Genomic DNA, 17029 nt, shown 5'->3' with positions numbered 1-17029 from the left:
TGGTTAAAATCGGTGACTTAGCATTTTTTTTATTTGTCCATCGGATAGAAAATATGATGTGAGTGGAAGCTGTGTTAGTTCTGCGAATGACTTGAGAAAGTTTGACATTTTTGTTAAGTTTATATATTTCCGGTCGGACATTTTTACTACCTTAAACTCTTTTGTGAATCCAAAAATATCTTCTGAACAATAATGGCTTTCCAGCACTTTGAATTGGAGAAGTCTTGTAAGCAAAACAGCAAGGTAACAGATTAGAAAGTGCCCGGTGATTGTCTCTTGTTTTTGCAGATATACAGGTCGTGCATCCAACTGTGATTTCATAATTCGAAAGGACTCTTCAATGCGCCAAAGATTATGGTAAGCAGAATAAATTTCGGAATCCTTCATTTTCAGTTCGGATGTAACCAGAAGATTATAGCCTGCCAGCTGCAAATCTTTTTGTATTAAAACATCATTCATGACAACTTTCACTTTATCGTCAGTTTTATTTCCTTTCTTATCGGTTGCGACAAAGGATACATATTTAGCGCTATCTCCATATTCGGATTTTTTAGCTTGACTGGCTCTTAAAATTTTAGCTTTTTCCACCTGTCTATTAATTTCAAATTTCTGTTTATCCGCTAACTTCGGATTATATGTAACAACACGCTTCTCTCTAATCTTTACGGATTTCTTTTTTCCTTCTTCATTTGTATAGGTGTAGTTAAAATCATCGATGCATTCCTTGATTTGGTAGAGAAGCTCACCATTTGAATTTTTAACGTCCTGATAATCATTTTTCAAAAGGATCCATGTCTTTTCAGTTTCGGGGAGTTGTTTAACGGATTTTGAAAAAATATATCCATCACCGGCTTTTAATGCGTGAATAATATTTTCGGAGCAGTTAAGCCCTTTGTCAGCAACCTGAATTGTTTTTCCAGAGATGTTGTTGCGGTTTTTTAAATCATCAATGATATTTCGAAGAAGAGGTTTTTCACTTTCGTTTCCAGGATACAGCTTCATGCCAATAGGAATTTGATTCGCATCCAATAAAAGCCCGAGACCAACAATGGGCTCTTTTTTATTTTCTTTACTGGGGCCTTTGCGACGCAAATTATCTTCCCTGTCAATTTCAAAATAGAAGTTGGTACAATCGAAATAAGTATGGGCGGTGTCGAAGGGATAAATCTCATTCACTTGATGGTTATAAATTTCGATTATCTTTTCATATTCCGAACCTATATATTCTAAACCGGAATAGAGCTGATTAAGAGAAAAGTCAAAAGAGTCATAGAGCTTTGGAATCACATCTTCAAAAGTCTTTGACTTTGAACAAGGATGGACTGCACGAGAGTAAATAAGAGCTGAAAGCATAGAATAAACATTAAAATGAAGTCCTGTGACAGACTGCATAAGGTCGATATATTTTTTAACGCCAAGTCCGTCGTTGAGATTCTTAAGCGGAAAGTACCCGAGTAATTTTTCGGGAGTTTCATCAGAAACCTGACGAACTTTCTCTAAATTGCGTTGAGCAGAAAGTTGCTGGTTTAGCTTTGAAACTTCATTTTTATAATACAATATAGGATCTTCGATGCCTTTTTCAATCAGTTCGTTCAGATAACCAAGAGTTTTGTAGGAACGGTGAGCAGCGCCTTTGCGCTGTGGATCATAAAAACTCTCATAAATTTGAAGATATATACCTTTTTTGAAATTCGACTTTTTTAAAAAATATGCCATATAAGTCACCCTCTTCCATTATAGCACTATAGCACTATATTGTAAAGGGTTAAAAGTTTTTTTGTCAAGTTTTCTGAAATCAAAAAAAGCCAGCAAATATGCTGGTTTGAATAAACAAGGCTGATACGTAACTCTTAAACTTTCATAGTGCTAAAACTGAAAGACGGGGAATACTGTTCCACTGATTTTTTAGAGCATCTACCTTATCTTGATAAGGTGACGAGCGTGTCGGTTCTATACAAAATGCAATTTGGCTTTCATCACTATTATAATAATACTCTGGTTTTAGGATAGGATCATCATTTGCCCTTAAACAATATCTAGGAGCAGGACGTACAGCAGCAGGATAATTAGTTACATCTATCATACTCGAAGCAAATACTCCTGTACCTGCTGACGGTATTATCAATCCTACAAATACAATCAGCAACGCAAAAAACACACCCATCATTAACTTAATAAATCTTTTAGTTCTCATGAATTTCCTCCTTGGCTGTTTAATAAAAAATCTTTCTTCTTAAGCCAAAAACCGTCTTCCATAAGCATCACCTCCTTAAAAAAGCGTATATAAAAAACTGCCTTGTTTTTTTATAAGCAAAGCAGTTCTCTTGACAGTTTTATTTGAGAAATCATGAAAATTATTATTACGGTGTGAATTTATCTCCCTTACCAAATAATACTACTGTATTCCAAGCATTTATATGAGTAGGAAGATTAGACGGCTGACATTTACTGACACCTACCGACATAATATCCCAGTTAGTACCTAGCATAACATTTCTATGTGGAGTTGAATCGTACCAACCTTGAACCGAATCTACAGGAGTCCAACCACTACCTGTAAATCCTTCGGCAACGCCATATGGCAATGATTGTATTATCTCTGAACCTGTCATACTTTCTGCAAGTAGTTCATCTGTTACACCCAGTTCTTCTGTGAATAATCTGTACAAACCTATCGTACCGTTTGGTCTTTCATGCCCCCAAAGTATTGATAGTTCATCGCCTCTGATTTGAGCTGCTTGAACATGCGGTGCATATTTACCAGTTGCTTTTTTAAGTGGAGCTACTCCATTTGCTACCCTTACCTTATTGATCTCTATAAAAATCTGTTCTTTCCACTCTGCAAATGATATATCTGGAACAGGTGTAGGCTTGGGAGCAGTAGTAGGTGCAGTTGTTGCCTTAGTAGTAGGTGCAGGAGCTGGCGGTTGCGTAGTTGCTTGGGTAACCTGGCGGGCTAGTAGGAGCAGCGGTTGTCGCTTGTGTAGTTGGTGCTGCTGTTGCCTTAGTTGTAGGTGCAGCGTTATTGTTTTGCGTACCCGCCTGAGTTGTAGTAGTTTGTCTGGTTGTTTGGGTAGTCGGCTTAGTATCGTTTGTACTTGCCGTTTCTGTCTTTTTACTACCAGCCGTTGTGTCTGTGAGATCAAGCAAAAGCTGTGACTGTTTACTTGTTACCACAGGTACAGTTGTTGCAGAGGTTTTATCGGAATCTACTATATACTCTCTACCTGTCTTAATATCCACAACAGTTGTCTTGCCGTTCTTTTCTGCCAAAACAGCACCTTCGATGGTTATTGTTTTGCCATCGTCTGTTTTGACGGTCGTTTTAACATATTTAGTATCGGCAGGAAGCAGGTCTTTTTTGTCAACCTCTATTTCCTCTCCTGTTGCATCATCAAGGATTGTAACCTTATCGCCTGTATTTTCTATTATCTTGCCCTTTACAGCGATCTGGTTTCCGTCTTTATCCTTCAAAAGTGCAACATCAGCTTTTTCTTCCAAACTCTGTTTGTCAGTTGCTTTTAGTTCAAGCTCCTGCTGCAGCGTTTCGGTGGTTGGTTCTTGTTCTTCTATTTTTGACTTCCTACACCCTGCTAGGACATTTACCATTAGTGCCACGCTCAGTATAAGAAGAATTATTGTCTTTATTTGTTTTGTCATGATTTGTAATCCCTCGCATAACTATTTATAGTCATTTATTTTGTTTGCCAGTATATTATATCGTCGATTTTATCATAGTATTTAGTTTTTTTATTATAAATTTCTCTGACAATCTTTATTATGATGATTGTTTCTGTTTTGCTAATGATAAAAACTCGGACATTTCTTAAAAAGCGTACACAATAAGGTCATGTGCCATCAACAAGACGCTGTTAATCATGAAGCGATCTGAATTAGCCTTGTACTTTCAAGCAAAATTTTGGTAGATGTTTTGTTTTTGCAAAATTCCTTGAAAATCAGAAAATCCTAGTATCATTCACTTTCAGCCAAAAAGTTGTTATAATCTAGAATTAGGATTTTAAATAAAATATTTTATTATATGAGGGAGTACCAAGATGTATAAAATCAGAACTTTAAACAAGATTGCTGCTTCTGGACTGGAGCTTTTTGCCGATGACAAGTATGAGATCGGGGATAATGTTGAAAACCCCGATGCTATTCTGGTCAGATCAGCTAATATGCTCAATATGGAATTACCAGAATCGGTAAAGGCTATTGCCAGAGCAGGTGCAGGGGTCAACAATATTCCGGTTGATGATTGTTCGGAAAAAGGCATAGTCGTCTTTAATACACCAGGTGCAAATGCCAATGCCGTTAAAGAGCTGGCTCTTGCAGCATTGCTGATGTCTTCGCGTGATCTGTCAGGTGGTATTAATTGGGTTAAAGAGTTGCCGCTTGATGATGATCTGGCAAAAAATGTCGAATGTGGCAAGAAAGCTTTTGCCGGTCCGGAAATATGGGGAAAAGCTCTGGGTATCCTAGGTTTGGGAGCTATCGGTTCAATGGTTGCAAATACTGCTACCTCTCTGGGTATGGAAGTATATGGTCATGATCCTTATATTACAGTAGATACCGCTTGGATGCTCTCACGCAGCGTAAAACAGGCTGCAAATATCAACAAGATATATGAGAATTGTGATTATATAGCACTTCACCTGCCTTCTACACCTGAAACCAGAGGGTTCATTAATGCTGAAACCATCGCTAAAATGAAAGATGGAGTCAGAATAATAAATCTTTCCAGAGCTGATCTGGTCAATAATACAGATATGGCAGCAGCTCTTGAAAGTGGCAAAGTTGCAAGATATGTAACAGACTTCCCTACAGCTGAAGTTATGAAAATGAAAAATGTTATTGCTATACCCCATCTGGGAGCCTCCACTCCTGAAAGTGAAGACAATTGTTCAGCAATGGCAGCTGCTGAGATTATTGATTATCTGGAAAATGGCAATATTAAAAACAGCGTTAATTTCCCGGATGTCAGGAATCCTGGACAATGCGATGAAAGCATTTGTGTCATGCACAAGAATATACCTAATGTTCTTGCACAGATTTCAGGTGCTTTATCTGGTGCTGGCTTGAATATAGAAAATTTGTCCAGCCGCAGCAAAAACAATATGGCTTATTCCGTTTTTGAAATTACCGGAACCTGTCCAAAAGATATTTTGAGTTCTCTTTGCGATGTTGATGGAATAATTAAAGTAAATGTAGTAGTAAACAAGTAAGGTGTCAAAAATGCCAGCAGAAAATAACAGACCAGTAATGCTTGTAACAGGTGCCAACTCCGGATTGGGGTTGGCTACTTCTGTTGGTCTGGCTAAAACAGGAGCAGAGGTAATTATGCTCTGCCGTGACCAAGAAAGAGGGCAAGCAGCTCTTGCTGAAGCGACTTTACAAACAGGAAATTCTGGGACGCTGACCTTAATGCAAGCAGATCTTTCTGACCTCAATTCTGTTGCAGCTTTTTGCCGTGAATTCAAACAAAAATATGATCGTCTTGATGTCTTGGTTAATAATGCCGGTGTGATTGTTCTTGACCGCAGAGAAACCAGTCAGGGATTGGAACTGCAGTTTGGAGTTAATCATATAGGTCATTTTTTGCTCACGCTATTATTATCTGATCTCTTGATAAAAACAGCTGGATCACGTGTTGTTACGGTAAGTTCGGGGGCTCATAAGGCTGGCAAAATTCATTTTGATGATATTAATCTAAAAAATAAATATGGCGCCATCAAATCTTATTCGCAATCTAAACTTGCCAATATACTTTTTACCAGTGAGCTATCCAGGCGTTTATCGGATTATGGAGTAATCGCAAACTGCTATCATCCTGGCGCAGTTGCTACCAGAATGGGTGTTGACCGCAAAACCGGTTTTGGAAAAACTATTATGAAAATACTTAAACCTTTTTTCAGGACACCTGAGCAAGGGGCTTCAACAGCGATATTTTTGGCACTTAGTCAACTTGCAGAATCTGACAATGGAGCTTATTATTATAATAGCAAGAAAAAGAAAACATCTTCCGAAGCTCAAGATTTACAGTCAGCCCAGAGGCTTTGGGAATTAAGTTTGAATATTGTGAGACCTTGGCTGTCTGAAATTGAAGACAAACTATTATAGGAGTATTAAATGCATTTACACATACGCAACCTGGAAAAGACATATAAGGAAAAAACAGTTTTAAAAGGACTTGATTACACTTTTGAATCTGGTAAAATTTACGGTCTTCTTGGCAGAAATGGTGCTGGCAAAACAACTCTATTTAACTGTCTGGCAAAATATCTGGATTTTGAAAGTGGCGATATCGGTCTTGATTTCAGCCAAGAGCCTTCTGATATGAATGACTTTTTTTCTAATAATAAATCGATGTCCTATAATGAGAGCGATATAGGTTTTGTCTTTACTCAACCACATCTTCCAGAATTCCTTACAGGCAGAGAATTTATAAAGTTCTTTATTGAAATTAACACAGATAAAATAACTCAGCCTTTACCTATAGATGAATATTTTAAACTGGTTGCTTTTAATCCCGCCGACGGTGACAGATTAATCAAAACATATTCACATGGCATGATGAATAAACTGCAGATGCTTATTTCTCTTTTTATTCTTAAACCGCCTGTTATTTTGCTTGACGAACCACTCACATCTTTTGATGTTGTTGCAGCACTTGAGGTGAAAAATATGATCAAGTCGATAAAAAAAGATCATATTATTATTTTTTCCACACATATTCTCCAACTTGCTCAGGACTTGTGTGATGATATTGTAGTTTTACATGATGGTTTGCTAAGGCATGTTCCGGATGAGAAAGTTCATAGCCCTGAATTCGAATCGGAAATTATCAGTATTTTACAGGAGCCAGAAGATGCAGACCAAAGCAAGGAAACTGTTGATCTAACATCTTTATCTGGCAAGTAAAGGTAGATATGCTAATTAAATCTTCAGACATATTTTGTTAGGAAGCAAAAAACCCGAACAAATCAAATCCTGTTGGCAATGGTATGTTCAAAAGATAAATTGTAGCAATTATAAAGCTAACGGTTGATATTATGACTAGTGCATATTGATTCTTCTGATTCTTGAAACTACTGGAAATACCAAGCAGGAAGAGTACAACACTATAAATAACGGTAACCAGTCCTAAAGCATCACCATTCTTATTATCTCTTTGACCTTCTTCCAGTTTTTCTGCAGATTCAAGCAATAATCTATTTGCTGATTCAAAATATGTTGTAATAAAAACTTCATCGGTAAAAGGAGAAATCACAGCTTCCTCTTTTTCCAGCCAGCGTTCTACTATTTCTGTCGGATCATCGCTTACATAATCCCAGTCCCAACCTATAGCGGTAGCCATAGTCTCTGATAAATTATCATTAAGCTTAAAAAATAATTTATTTGCACTTTTACTCAATTCTTCATCATTTTCACTTGACTGTGCAAAAAACACATCTATTTGCAAATCGCTTATTTCACTCCAGAGCAGCATATCCTGCATCATCTGCTGAACCCCTGAGTTATATTCTGAGTTGCCTTCTGATGCCAGATTATTACTTACAGTATAATTTGTTGCTTGATTGCCTCCATGTAAAGAACCAATCCAGCTCGCCCATGCTGTACAAAGGGCAGTGATACCCAACAATATAACTACCAGTATTTCTATATTTATTTCTTTTTTCTTTTTTGCGTCATTTTCTAATAATTGATTATTCTTTTCCATATATGTTTACCCTCGTTTCAAATCTTTTTTCTCATTCTTAACTAATATAGCCGATCTACTGATTGCTTTCTTTTTGCACGGAAATATAGCATTAAACACGCTATGCTTAATGCTATATTTTTCTGTATAGAGAATTCTATATTGAATTTTCCCGCTAAAAATTATTCCAGATCTGCTCCATCTTTAGTTTTCATTTTATCTGTTACAATCAGGATTATATCAATAAGCCACCATATACCAAATCCTGCGCCTGTAAGCAATTTTAATATACCAAGTCCGGTATATCCTAAATAGAAGCGGTCAATACCAAGCCCACCCAGAAAAATAGAAAGAATTAATGCGGTAGTTTTTGATTTCATAAAAACGTCTCTCCTCTTAATAATTATTTTAGCTTAGGCAAACAAAATCACTCTAAGCTTGTTAAAACTGTAATTTAGATTTACTATCGTTATTTATGCCAAGAGATTGTGCTGTTCCATGATTTGGCTGATTGTTTTACCTATTTCTTCTACGGCTGCATTCCCATCCATATTCTCTTTATTAACCAAGCCGTACCAGCCTTTACTCACAGCGTCACCTGCCATTTCTTTGGCAAAACCGCTTACTCCTGAATAAGATTTCGAGATAGCTATCGTTTTTCCGGAAATAGCAACCATAACCTGATATTTGCCTGTGCTATCGAAGCGAATAGCACGCATTATTCCTTTTCCGGTTATCTCTGGTTTGCCAAGCGGATAATCACCATCTTTGATCATTTCATAGAGTCTGTCATAGTCCAATTTTTCTTTTACTTTTATATTGCTGTAAGATTTTATAGCGGTTTTCGCACTTTTGAATAAACCCATATTTTGCCTCTTTCCTAAATTTCTCTTGTAACTGAATTTCATCATATCTTATGTCTATATATTTTCAATAAAACTTAACTGAGCGGTTGATTTTTTTACCGAGCGGTTTTTAAATTTAAGATCAGCAAAATTTCTTGGCTAAATAAGCAATGTCATTGAGGTCATTTTTCTGCTAATATAGAATAGGTTGTAAACATTAAAAGAATTACAACCTTTTTTGATTAATAACAGTAGCAACAGGTCTATGGTTAGCTTTTGTTGCCAATTATTTACTAAACATTATTGAATGACATATAAGAAAAGGGGCATTAAAATTTTGGATAATAGACTTAGTATCATTCTTACCACGCGTAGAGTATCAATTTCAATAACCATAAATAAACTGATTAATTTTTTGCAAAAACTACCGGTTATCGGTAAAGGTTTCCCAGATTCATTATATGGTAGTTTGGATGGCAAAATTTTTGTCTTTATTATTGCTTCTGTAATAAGGTTTATACGCCGCCTAACCCTCAAAGGTCTGTATATTGGTTTGATGGTTGTTCTTGGCAGCCTAATTGTTCTTGAAACAGGTCTAGCTGAATCAACAGTTTTCAGTATTGACGCGGCAATGACTATTTTTTTCTTCCTCAGTTTTTTAGGTGCTCCACTGGCTTTTGGCAAAGCAATAAATCTTGATGTAGGAACAGATTTAATGATGATAGATAAATTAAGAGCAGATGCTGCTGCTTATGTTCCTGCCAGAATATATGAACGTAAAATTATAGATTTCGGTTTTAATATTCCTTTTGCTATATTACTATCTTTTAGCGATCAATACTCTTTGTGGCAGGCTTTAGCAATCCTTCCTATTTTGACCGGGGTAAAAATAATTTTTGAAAGTCTGCTTTTGCTGAATTATTCTTTTTTCAGAAAATTCTCTAAATCCGCATATAAAACTGTTTCTTATATTTATGTAGTTTTAGGACTGCTTGCAATGTTTACACCTTATCTGCTTTTGTTTTTAGATATTTACTTCCCTTTTAAAGCGGTTGTCTTTAACCCTGTTTTTATAATAGGAACTGTTGTTTTGACATTCTTTAGCGTCAAATATATAAATTCCTACAAAAATTATCGTGAACTGGCTTGGGGTACAGTAGTAAATTATAATCTTGCTCTGGAGAAGGCTAAGCCTGCACAACAAAAACAGCTCTTTGGTAATTCTGATAAATGGAATAAAGATGTTGACGGCGAAAGCCTACAGGCGGGCAAGTTTGACCACCTGCAAGGCTATGCGTTTTTCAACAAATTATTTTTCTACCGGCATCGAAATTTTTTCCGTAAGAAAATTATGATCAGGGTAGCTATCTGTGTTATTGCAGTAGTAGTCCTGACAGGAATATTGGTTTTAGGTTCTGATTCAGCAACGGACGTTTCGGAAGAATCGGGCGGAGGCATTATCCTGCCTACCTGTTTTTTCTTTGCCTATATGTTATCAATGGGAAGAACTGCTACAAGTGCAATGTTTGCTAATTGCGATGTCGCAATGCTTAGCTACAGTTTTTACCGAACACCTGTAGTTGTTATAAAGAATTTTTACTACAGGCTGAAAAAAATCATGCTTTACAATGCACCAACCTTCGCTTTATTGGGTCTTTTTGCCATAAGCGGGGATATATTAGCTCCTCTATACAAAAACTTGCGAACTCCAGGAGATTCCGCCACATTAAATCAATTAGTAAACTTAATTAATTGGTCTGATTTGCCGCTTTATGTAATCACAGTAACAATGATGTGGTTGTTCTTTTCTTTTCATGATTTGTTTATTTACTATATTATTCAGCCATATACTTCTGAATTCGGCACGAAAAGTAAATTGTTCTCAATAATCCAATTTGTTGTTTATCTTGTCTCCTATGCTAATATCATGCTTAGCAAAATAGATCTTACTATATACATGCTGATTATCACAGCAGCAACTTTACTATACGTTACAATTGGATTAATCAGCATCAATAAATTCTGTTGGCGAACATTTAAGCTAAAATAAAGCAATCCCTGAAAACAACTGCATTTAAGTCATTTTCAGGGATTTAACAACTAGTTTGACATTGGCAAAACCTGATAGCTATTCCAGGCCAGCCACAATGTATTTATAAAGAGAAAGCAAACTTTACAAAGACTGATCTTGTGATTATGCTTTTTCAGCTTCTGCCATTTTCTCATTTGCCTTTCTGTGTGATTCATGAACAGGAGGTTTGACGAAGAACATAATTACCAGAGCCACAACAGCTGCTATGCCTGCTATCAGAAAAGCTGCTGTAAAGTTTTGTTTCTGACTTAGATAAGCTACCAGATAAGATGATATAACTGCTCCGACACCAAAGCCGAGTAAGATCATACCATAATTGGTTGCCATGTTTTTCACACCCCAGAAATCAGCAGTTAAAGCTGGGAAAACACCAAGGAATCCACCGTATGAGAATCCTATTACAGCTATTATTGCGAGCATCAAGTATCCTGAAGAGAAGGATATTGCTGAAATGGCGGCGCCAGCCAGAACCATGAGTAACATCAAGGTTGCTTTACGCCCCATTTTGTCGGAAACACTTCCCCAGAACAAACGGCCAAATGAGTTGCAGGCAGCGATAATCATAACACCTGCTACAGCAGCTTCAGGGGTCAATCCACTATCAGGCTGTAAGCCAAGTATTTTTGCCATTGGAATCATCATTGAACCAGCTGCACTGGCAAACATCAAAGCGGCAGTTATCATATAAAACTGAGGTGTTCTTAAAACTTCAGACGGTTTGTAATTATGTGCAACCAAACCGTTTTTGGCAACAGGAGGAGTCCAGCCAGCTGGCTGATATCCCTCTGGAGGGTTTACCAGGAAATAAGAACCAATAACTGATACTACAATAAATAAAGCACTGAATATGGCAAAAGTCTGTAATACATTTGTGCGTGCGATTAACGCCTCTGCCACCGGGGTAAAAACAAGACCGCCAAAACCAAGTGCAGATACAATAATTCCTGTAACCATACCTTTTTTATCAGGAAACCATTTCTGACAAGTTGCTATTGTTGTTGTATAGGCAAGACCCATACCGATACCACCTAATACACCATAGGACAGCCAAAGCAGCCAGGGTGTATTCTGTGTTGTAAACATTGCCAGGAAAAAGCCAAGGCCAAGTACAATACCGCCTGACATAACAACCACACGAGGGCTATATGATTTCTGGATCAGTTTACCTCCAAAAGTACTGCCCATCGTAAGAAACAGCAAAAGCAGAGCATATGCAAGCGTACCATGTGTTGCAGGCCAGTTAAATAAAGCATTTGGTGTAGAAGGACTGATTATCAGATAAGATTGGAACACACCCCAAATATACGCCGTGCCAAGACACATTTGGATAAATATGCTGGCGATAACAGGAATCCATCGCTGATAAGGTTTTACCGTTAAATCTTTAGAACTCATTTTTCCCTCCGTTTGTTCGCATAACTTTCTTTTGCATGCCTGTCCTTAATATCTATTATCCAATTAAAACAAGCGCAACAAGCTGCAAATGCTATAAAAAAGTAAAAATTTGCATAATGTTTTACTGATTATAGCATCTGAGAAAAATAAGCCTATATACAATTGTGAATAATTACAAACGATTTCTGACAATTTAAGTGGGATAAGGTCAGGAACGCCCTATTTAAGTAAAAATCAAACATAATTCAAAACAATATATATGATATATGCTGCCAACAAAAACATGCCGTATTTACGAGAAATATGATCTTTTTTGCGATAAGCAGCAATCGCAAATAATGCCATTACAATTAAAAGCGCGGGATATTGAAGGTTATAATATTCTTTTGGCACTTCAAGGCCACCACTTGTTACTACTGCTGATGTACCGATTACAAATAATATATTCAGTATATTTGCACCAACCACATTCCCAAGAGCCAGTTCGCCATGACCTTTTGAAACAGATTTTAGAGCAAGAATAAGTTCCGGCAGACTTGTGCCAAAAGCTATTAGGGTAGCAGCAATTATACTCTGCGGTATACCTATGCGCACCGCACCAATTTCTACTGATTGAATGAGTATCTTCGACGAAACAATTATAACGGCAATACTTACCGCTATTTTTATTAAAGTCAAATAGATAGGGCTATCTGATGATTTTTGATCTATATTTAATTCTTCCGCTTCCTCTAATGAGACAGACCCCTTTCCCACAGATCCAGCGGCTTCTGATCCAATCTGGTTTGACGGAATTTCTACCGTCTGTGTCTTTGCTCTGCGAACAGAAGAAATCATATATACAATTAATAGAATTACAAAAATCAGCCCTACTAGTCTTGATATATTCCCGCCTTCTGTTCCTGAAAGAAAAGGTATACTGGCAATAACAACTGCAATACTGCAGGCAATCATAATTGTACCCTGTCTTCTGACGAGATTTCTTTCAATCGGAATCTGTCCGATTATTATTGCCAATCCCAAAATCAATCCGGTGTTTGCAATAACTGAGCCGATCCCATTACCAAGTGCAAGTCCTGGCTGCCCTGCTATTGCAGCCATTATTGATACACTTGCCTCCGGCAAAGTCGTACCCAGAGAAATAATTGTAGCTCCGATAATTATTTTTGGCACACCCCAGCGCAAAGACAGTATAACCGCCTGGTCAACCAGAACATCTGCACTTTTTCCAAGCACATAGAGCATTGCAGCTATTATTAAAATAAGCACAACGGTTGGCAAATCACCAATCACACTATATATTAACTTATCCATTCAATTTCCCCTTTTTTATTTAATGATATCTGCTCTGTTACTGAAAATAAAAAGGTCATACTAAACCAACCTTCTTCATAACTGCAGGAAGCATGTGCATTATATTTATCTATAATGGTTAACATGGATTGTGTGCCTATCCCATGCCCCTTTTCTTTAGGAGTAGGAAATCCTGTTAAACCGAATTCTATATCATCATCAAAACGATTTTTGAACTTTATTACTAATTTATCTGAGGCATATTTTGCCTTTATCATAATTTTTCTTTCGCCTACTTTTTGTTTAAGACTTGCATTATAGGCATTTTCCAGCGCGTTTGCAAACAAAATAGCGAGGTCATTACTGTTCCAGATAATATTCTCCGGCATATCTACCTCTGCTATAACTTCTATTGCCTGTTCTTCAGCTCTGGTTATATAAACAAGCAAGGCTGCATTAACTACAGGATTGTTACAGTATTTAATCGGCTTTGTGCTTTGTAAGTCATCTCTTAGCTGTTTGATATATCTTATGGCATCATCGTTGTATTGATGTTCAACTAATGATAATAGAATTTGTAGATTATGTCTCATATCATGTTTAAAGATACGAATTTTTTTCTCATTATCCTTCAGAATATTTGCCTGTTCCAAAATAGATTCTTTCTGAATATATAAAAGCTTGTTATTAGACTCCAGATTCTGTAGTTTATCAATTGCCTCAAAATCAAGATATATGCATTTCCAGGATACAATCAGAGCAATCGCCATCAGTATGCGGGAAACAATTTGTGGCCAGGTATTTATCCATTGATCATTCATAGTCACAATAACATCGCTGTATACTGCTATAGCTGGTATAAGCCAGATTATATTCCAGTAATAATCACGAACTGTCGAATATTTATATAATAGTGTTTTCCTAACATGCTTCCATAAAGGAATTGTAATTACAGCAAATAAAAGAGTGTAAAACATAGTCTGCATAGCCAACTGTCTGTAAACAGGAATACCATTACCAAACATACCCATCATAACCGCTATTATCGAATGTAGAAATATGGAATATCCACTTTGCATGCTCAGTATAAAAAGATGTCTGAACAAACAATTTTTGATTATAAATATATTGATAAAAATATATGCGACAGCACATAAAAAAATCAGCCGCTTATATGTTAGCGGTGTGACAGAACCAATATTGTTTTTTAAGAAAAAATATAATATTATGTTTTGCAGTAGAAAAACCAAGCTATATCCCCATAATATAGCTTTTTTCTGTTTTATGTTAATCACTTCAGAAAATGGCAGATATCTTATAGCCAGGCCTGGCAGCTGAACTAAGGTTATAGATAAAACTGTCAAAAGCAAATTCATCAACCAAACCTGCCTTCTAAAAAATATGACGTATAACGCTCCATAACAGTGTTTTTGCGGCGTCGACTTATGGGTATCTTTTCTCCGGTTTTTAGCAAAAAGTCTAACCCCTGCTGAGAATCAATGTAATCCATATTCACTATAATATTACGATAACATTCCAGAAACCTTTTATCTGACAATAATTGTTCCTTATAATAATCATATTTCCCGTTTAGCAAAATTGCCTCTTTAGTCAAATGTAGATATAAACTGCGAACTGCGCTTTCCAGATATACTATTTTCTGGCAAAAAATTTTGTTTTTGCCATGCTTTGTCTGGATATCAATCATCGAATTATCCATTTTCAGATTATCCATAGCATGATCGAGAGCCTTGTACAAAGATTTTTTATGCTCCGAAACAGGTTTAAGCACATAGCCTAATGCTCTTACATCATAGCCATCCAGTATGTGATCGGCACTGCTGGTAAAAAGAATAATATTGCAGTTTTTATCAATCATAGATATTTTTGCCGCAACATCTATCCCGGTAAGTTTATTCATATATATATCTAGCAAAACAATCTGATATTCATTTTCTTGGTATGAATTTAAAAATTCTTCACCGCTTTTATATTCTGTAAAAACGGGATCAACCTTGTATTTAAGCTTGTTTACGGAAAAATACTCAAAAAGGAGACGTTGCATTTCTCCTCGCTCATTTTCCTGATCATCTACAATCGCAATCTTCATAATGTGCAACCTCTCTACTTTCTGGAACAATTATACCTTAATTTTTGAAATTTTTGTCTTTCGGTAGAAAAATTGACTACTCGGTTTAAATTAGATCTCAAAGAAAAGAATATTTGTTATTTTATTGCTCGCTTGTTTGACAGATAAAACATAGACCAGAATCCGAAGAACCTATCAGCAGAAGAGCTAGGGAGGATTTTTTCGTAAATTATTTGCAAATATTTGTAGCACATTATCGCACAATATAAGTAAGCGGTAAACTGTCTGCATATTCTAGGAATTAAAATAAAATGAGATAATATCTTCCATAAATTACGTAAATTGTGTCGCCGTTAGCAACCACCTGATTCCAATTGCTGATAAGTGACTTATCCATTTCTTCAAATCTCAGTACATGTTGATTCTAATTAATTCAAATGAAGCTCAGTGAAGACTGTAATGGCTATTTTCAAAATCAGGCAGATGTCATCTTTTGACGTTTGTGATTCAATTCTGTATTTCAATAGAACTAACGTTTAACAGATCTAGCGGATAAGAATTTAAATCAACGTAATCATAAGTTACAATCACCAAGTCGCCTACTGCTACTTTTTCGCGCTCATTTCCAGCAGAATCTGTAATGGGTGTTTCGTCCGTAAATGTGAAATTTATCGGAAGATCATACCCCAAGGATATCGCACTCTCAGTCTTGCCGTTGACAAACTGTTTCTCAAAAGAAACCAAGTCGACTATTAGGCTAACTTTTGATTGTTTTTGTGACATTGTTTCTGATTGCTTATTGCAGGATGAGATTAGAAAGTTCGTACTGACAAGCAGAATAGCAAAAAATAATACTGTGATCTTTTTGACTGTTTCCATTGCAAGGACCTCCTTGTAAACTAGTCTTGTATCTTAATTTTCAGTTTATACTGATTCTTTATCAACTAACTCATGTAGAAAAGTGTTAATTACGTTATCTGTATTTGCAATTTTCACTAACATTTGGTAGTTGTGCCGAACACATGATGCTTTCATAATATTATCAATTTTGTCATTCTTTATTATTTCAGTTGAACTTAGTTCGTTAACCTTTTCATTAAGAATGCAAGCATGATACATTAAAGTCTGAGGATTTTTGCTTCTTCATAATAAGTTTCCTTTCTATTTTTTAAAAGGTTCAAAAAACTATTTAACTATCATGCGTATCTTGATCTTCTAAATGCTATAAATGATAAGACAAGATTGGTAATTGAAATAATAAATATTATTATACTGAGGATGGTTTGGTCATGAAAAATGTCAAGTCCGTAGAAAGGAGCTATCATCAACCAAACTAATAAAAATAGAAATTTCAACATGGTTTCATGACCAATAAGGGACATGGCTGATATAAATAAACAAAGAAATTGAATTATCCAGAAAACCAAACAAAAAACACTTGTACTTTTATCCTTTGACTTAAGTGCAAATAAAATAATAAAGAAACAAATAATTATGTAGAGGCACGATATAATAGTATTAATTGGTGTAATAATGTCATAAAGCACAAATCTTTTTAGGTTAATCACGTTTGCAACAATAAAAATAGCAACAAAAAATATAATCATAATTTTTTT

Annotated in this window: 17 protein-coding genes; 4 read left to right on the top strand and 13 right to left on the bottom strand. The window is 36.0% G+C overall.

Annotated features, from left to right (window positions below):
• Positions 1-3 precede the first annotated feature (3 nt).
• The 4 genes from AC0KSB_RS08325 to AC0KSB_RS08310 all read right to left on the bottom strand — a co-directional run bounded on the left by AC0KSB_RS08325 (position 4) and on the right by AC0KSB_RS08310 (position 3660).
• Positions 4-1716 (bottom strand): IS1634 family transposase, encoded by a 1713-nt coding sequence (locus AC0KSB_RS08325; protein WP_472308181.1) that lies wholly within the window; start codon positions 1714-1716, stop codon positions 4-6.
• Positions 1717-1858: 142 nt separating this feature from the next.
• On the bottom strand, positions 1859-2194 hold the full coding sequence (locus AC0KSB_RS08320) for a hypothetical protein (RefSeq protein ID WP_472308179.1): 336 nt from the start codon (positions 2192-2194) through the stop codon (positions 1859-1861).
• 166 nt (positions 2195-2360) lie between these two features.
• Positions 2361-2669, bottom strand: coding sequence for a CAP domain-containing protein (locus tag AC0KSB_RS08315; RefSeq protein ID WP_472308177.1), 309 nt, complete (start codon positions 2667-2669; stop codon positions 2361-2363).
• 232 nt (positions 2670-2901) lie between these two features.
• On the bottom strand, positions 2902-3660 hold the full coding sequence (locus AC0KSB_RS08310) for a hypothetical protein (protein ID WP_472308175.1): 759 nt from the start codon (positions 3658-3660) through the stop codon (positions 2902-2904).
• A 395-nt stretch (positions 3661-4055) separates the two neighbouring features.
• Between AC0KSB_RS08310 and AC0KSB_RS08305 the strand changes: the two genes are divergently transcribed.
• From AC0KSB_RS08305 to AC0KSB_RS08295, 3 genes are read left to right on the top strand one after another with little or no spacing between them, the layout of a single operon-like run.
• Positions 4056-5225 carry a 3-phosphoglycerate dehydrogenase family protein gene (locus AC0KSB_RS08305; RefSeq protein ID WP_472308173.1) on the top strand — a complete coding sequence of 390 codons (1170 nt, stop codon included), beginning with the start codon at positions 4056-4058 and terminating at the stop codon, positions 5223-5225.
• A gap of 10 nt (positions 5226-5235) precedes the next feature.
• On the top strand, positions 5236-6120 hold the full coding sequence (locus AC0KSB_RS08300; RefSeq protein ID WP_472308171.1) for an SDR family oxidoreductase: 885 nt from the start codon (positions 5236-5238) through the stop codon (positions 6118-6120).
• A gap of 9 nt (positions 6121-6129) precedes the next feature.
• Positions 6130-6921 carry an ABC transporter ATP-binding protein gene (locus AC0KSB_RS08295; RefSeq protein WP_472308169.1) on the top strand — a complete coding sequence of 264 codons (792 nt, stop codon included), beginning with the start codon at positions 6130-6132 and terminating at the stop codon, positions 6919-6921.
• A gap of 37 nt (positions 6922-6958) precedes the next feature.
• Here the strand turns inward: AC0KSB_RS08295 and AC0KSB_RS08290 are convergent, their stop codons facing one another.
• The 3 genes from AC0KSB_RS08290 to AC0KSB_RS08280 form a co-directional block, all read right to left on the bottom strand.
• On the bottom strand, positions 6959-7720 hold the full coding sequence (locus AC0KSB_RS08290; protein ID WP_472308167.1) for a hypothetical protein: 762 nt from the start codon (positions 7718-7720) through the stop codon (positions 6959-6961).
• Between the two features lie 161 nt (positions 7721-7881).
• Positions 7882-8079: a TM2 domain-containing protein gene (locus tag AC0KSB_RS08285; protein ID WP_472308165.1), complete on the bottom strand. Its 198-nt coding sequence runs from the start codon at positions 8077-8079 to the stop codon at positions 7882-7884.
• Positions 8080-8172: 93 nt separating this feature from the next.
• Positions 8173-8565: a hypothetical protein gene (locus tag AC0KSB_RS08280; protein WP_472308163.1), complete on the bottom strand. Its 393-nt coding sequence runs from the start codon at positions 8563-8565 to the stop codon at positions 8173-8175.
• A 316-nt stretch (positions 8566-8881) separates the two neighbouring features.
• Here AC0KSB_RS08280 and AC0KSB_RS08275 point away from each other — a divergent pair, with 316 nt between their 5' ends.
• Positions 8882-10594: a hypothetical protein gene (locus AC0KSB_RS08275; RefSeq protein ID WP_472308161.1), complete on the top strand. Its 1713-nt coding sequence runs from the start codon at positions 8882-8884 to the stop codon at positions 10592-10594.
• A 144-nt stretch (positions 10595-10738) separates the two neighbouring features.
• Here the strand turns inward: AC0KSB_RS08275 and AC0KSB_RS08270 are convergent, their stop codons facing one another.
• From AC0KSB_RS08270 to AC0KSB_RS08245, 6 genes are all read right to left on the bottom strand, one after another.
• Positions 10739-12031: an L-lactate MFS transporter gene (locus AC0KSB_RS08270; RefSeq protein WP_472308159.1), complete on the bottom strand. Its 1293-nt coding sequence runs from the start codon at positions 12029-12031 to the stop codon at positions 10739-10741.
• Between the two features lie 234 nt (positions 12032-12265).
• Positions 12266-13345 carry a calcium/sodium antiporter gene (locus AC0KSB_RS08265; RefSeq protein WP_472308157.1) on the bottom strand — a complete coding sequence of 360 codons (1080 nt, stop codon included), beginning with the start codon at positions 13343-13345 and terminating at the stop codon, positions 12266-12268.
• Positions 13333-14700: a sensor histidine kinase gene (locus tag AC0KSB_RS08260; RefSeq protein ID WP_472308155.1), complete on the bottom strand. Its 1368-nt coding sequence runs from the start codon at positions 14698-14700 to the stop codon at positions 13333-13335. Before AC0KSB_RS08260 ends, AC0KSB_RS08265 begins: the two co-directional genes overlap by 13 nt.
• Positions 14700-15434: a LytR/AlgR family response regulator transcription factor gene (locus AC0KSB_RS08255; RefSeq protein ID WP_472308153.1), complete on the bottom strand. Its 735-nt coding sequence runs from the start codon at positions 15432-15434 to the stop codon at positions 14700-14702. The genes AC0KSB_RS08260 and AC0KSB_RS08255 overlap by 1 nt, the downstream gene beginning before the upstream one ends.
• Positions 15435-15920: 486 nt before the next feature.
• Entirely contained in the window at positions 15921-16292 is a 372-nt protein-coding gene (locus AC0KSB_RS08250; RefSeq protein ID WP_472308151.1) for a hypothetical protein, read from the bottom strand.
• 317 nt (positions 16293-16609) lie between these two features.
• A partial coding sequence (locus tag AC0KSB_RS08245) for a hypothetical protein (protein ID WP_472308149.1) occupies positions 16610-17029 on the bottom strand: 420 nt, incomplete at its 5' end.

The organism is Ercella succinigenes, assembly GCF_900002895.1.
This window is presented reverse-complemented; position numbering and strand designations above follow the sequence as displayed.